At 63.8% G+C, this 2985-nt stretch carries 3 protein-coding genes; 1 reads left to right on the forward strand and 2 read right to left on the reverse strand.

The annotated features are described in order from the left end of the window. Positions 1 to 35 precede the first annotated feature (35 nt). Entirely contained in the window at positions 36 to 311 is a 276-nt protein-coding gene (locus EN969_RS24480) for a hypothetical protein (RefSeq protein WP_024503933.1), read from the reverse strand. 143 nt (positions 312 to 454) lie between these two features. Between EN969_RS24480 and EN969_RS24485 the strand changes: the two genes are divergently transcribed. After that, on the forward strand, positions 455 to 2479 hold the full coding sequence (locus EN969_RS24485; protein ID WP_127419464.1) for an amidase: 2025 nt from the start codon (positions 455 to 457) through the stop codon (positions 2477 to 2479). Between the two features lie 10 nt (positions 2480 to 2489). Here EN969_RS24485 and EN969_RS24490 read toward each other — a convergent pair. Further along, positions 2490 to 2985: hypothetical protein (locus EN969_RS24490; RefSeq protein WP_245467484.1), on the reverse strand; the 496-nt coding region annotated here is incomplete at its 5' end.

A 2985-nucleotide genomic window follows, 5' to 3' on the forward strand; every position in this document is an offset into this window, starting at 1 on the left:
GCCCTACTGCCCTACTGCCCTACTGCCCTACTGCCTTATTTCCCGCAGTGATGATCGTTGATCTTGTTCAATGCATTCGCGTCGGGTCCAACGCGATGGTAGGAGCACGCGCCAGCCGCCGTCGTCACCAACTGCTGATCGTAGTAGTGCGGGCCGCCGAACAGGATATCGATGAGATCGCCTTCGGCGGGAACGTAGCGTTCGGAGTGGACCCGGCGGTCGTAATGCCGGTCGCCAGCCAAGGCCGGGGCGCAAAGACTCGCGCCCGTAGCAACCGCGAGAGCTAGGATCGCAACGCATTTCGTGGTCATCGGCACACCCTTCTGGCCATTCCGGAATCGCACCATACATCCAAAACCGCCAGCCGGACAAAAGTTCCGAGAAGACCGCGATAGGCTCTTGCCGAAGCCTGCGGCCTCGCTCATCCATGGTGCGTGGAAATGTGGGATCCGTGATGACCGACGCCAGCCTTCACCTCGTCGAAGCGACGATCGACCAACTGCGCCGCGCGCTCGATCACGGCACCGTCACCAGCGTCGAACTGGTCGGGGCGTATCTCAGGCGCATCGCGCATTTCGACCGGCACGGCATCAGCCTCAATGCCGTCCCAGTGCTCAACCCTGACATGTTTGAGCAGGCGGCGGCCTCCGACCAGCGGCGCCGCAACGGCGCCGTGCTCGGACCGCTCGACGGCATCCCCTACACCGCCAAGGACAGCTACAAGGTTGCAGGCCTGACGGTGGCCGCCGGCTCGCCGGCCTTCGAGCATCTCATTGCCAATGAGGATGCCTTCACCATAGCCCGGCTGCGCGCCGGCGGTGCGGTGCTGATCGGGCTGACCAACATGCCGCCAATGGCCAATGGCGGCATGCAGCGCGGCGTCTATGGCCGCGCCGAAAGTCCGTACAATGGCGATTATCTCACCGCCGCCTTCGCATCGGGTTCGTCCAATGGCTCCGGCACGGCGACAGCGGCCAGCTTCTGCGCCTTCGGGCTTGGCGAGGAAACCTGGTCGTCCGGCCGCGCGCCGGCCACCAACAATGCGCTGGTCGCCTACACGCCGTCGCGCGGCGTCATTTCTGTGCGCGGCAACTGGCCCCTGGTGCCGACCATGGATGTCGTCGTGCCGCATACGCGCAGCGTGGCCGACATGCTCGAACTGCTCGATGTGATCGTCGCCGACGATCCCGAGGCGCGAGGCGATTTCTGGCGCGCGCAGCCTTGGGTCAAGCTGCCGAAAAGCTCCGATGTGCGGCCGCCCCGTTATACCGATCTCGCACTGGCGGGGTCGTTGAAAGGCAAGCGCCTGGGCGTGCCCAGAATGTATATCGGCCGCGACAGCGAGGCCGATGCGCCGATCGAAACCCGCGCCTCGGTGCTTGCCCTGTGGGAGCAGGCAGCGGCCGATCTCAAGCGGCTTGGCGCCGAGGTGATCGAGGTCGATTTCCCCGTCGTCTCCAACTACGAGCGCGACCGCCCCGGGGCGCGCACCATGGTCGAGCGCGGGCTGGTGCCGCAGGACTTCGCCGAGCGCGAACTCTGGGATCTCAGCATCTGGGGCTGGGACGACTTTTTGCGCGCCAATGCCGACCCGGCCGTGCCCGATCTCGTCTCCGTCGACGGCCCAAAGATCTTCCCGCAGCCGCCCGGCACGCTGCCCGACCGCTATGAGGGCGGCTTCGATCTGAGAGAATATGTGGAACGGGCGCGGTCCGGCGTCACGCCGTTCGCAGACATTCCAACGCTGGAAGACGGACTGAAGGGCCTCGAAGCAACAAGGCGGATCGATTTCGAGGTCTGGCTGGACGGCCAAGACATCGACGCCGTGGTGCTGCCCGCCGCCGCCGATGTCGGACCGGCCGATGCAGACATCGACGAGGCGTCCGCCGTCCTTGCCTGGCGCAATGGCACCTGGGTCGCCAACGGCAATCTGGTCTGGCGCCATTTTGGCATCCCGACCGTCACCGTGCCGATGGGAACCATGGCCGATATCGGCATGCCGGTCGGCCTGACCTTCGCCGGCAAGGCCTATGACGACGAAAGGCTGCTGCGCATGGCCGGCGACTACGAACAGTCGACCCGGCGCCGCACCCTGCCCCCACGCACGCCGGAACTGACTGAAGATGTATTTCCCCGCCGGCCCACGCAAACCGGTAGCGGCAAGGCACCTCCGCTCGTCATTGCGCTTGCCGCCGAGACGCGCACGACCGGCGATCAGGACGAGATCACCATCACCCTCGACCTGCCGATCGACGCCGAGGCGGAACACGCCAGCGTCAAGGTGCATGTCAACGGCGAGCCTGTCGCCATCCAGCGAAGCGGAGCGCGCTGCTGTGGACAGGCATTGGTTCCGGCCGCAGAGCACCAGCGGTTCCACAGCGTCTGGCGTGGCTCGTATGGCTCGATCGTGACGGCTATTGTGCGGCTGGAGGATGGGCGCAGCGCCGGCGCCTATCTGTTTACGGGCGGGATTGGATGAACGCCAGCAGCTAGGAAGGCAGCGAAGTCAGCCATTCTTCCCAAAATTCCTGCTGCATATGGACGAAAACCGGAACCACGTCGACGCCATCATCAAATATGTCGACCAGATCGCTCTCTTGCGGAAATTGCCCCGTCTTCACCTTGCAGGCTATCAATCCGCGACTTTTCTCCATCACGGTATTTTCCGGATAAACATTGGCGCTTGCTCCGTAACAGAAGGGTAGCAGGCCATCGACTTCGAGTGCCTGACGGATTTGGAACAGAGCCTCGAAAAAGTCTTCCTCTTCTGCCTCGATCACCTTGTCCCGATAACTGCATTTCAGATTGCAGGCAGCGCCGTTCACGTGCAGCGTGAACACGGCTTGCTCGTCGTCACCAACGGAACCTGCTCCGATCAGAAAAACAGTACGCTGATGGTCCATCTCATCCCCCTCGCCATGTGACGGGATGGTAGTACGACAACGGCCGCTTTCCAGCATGGCAGGGATTGGGACGCGGCCGCAC

The sequence above is a fragment of the Mesorhizobium sp. M7A.F.Ca.CA.003.01.2.1 genome (assembly GCF_003998945.1).
GTDB lineage: Bacteria > Pseudomonadota > Alphaproteobacteria > Rhizobiales > Rhizobiaceae > Mesorhizobium > Mesorhizobium ciceri.

Excerpts from the sequence above, each read along its gene's own strand:
- EN969_RS24480 (WP_024503933.1), bottom strand. The coding sequence starts at position 311 with ATGACCACGAAATGCGTTGCGATCCTAGCTCTCGCGGTTGCTACGGGC.
- EN969_RS24485 (WP_127419464.1), top strand. The coding sequence starts at position 455 with ATGACCGACGCCAGCCTTCACCTCGTCGAAGCGACGATCGACCAACTG.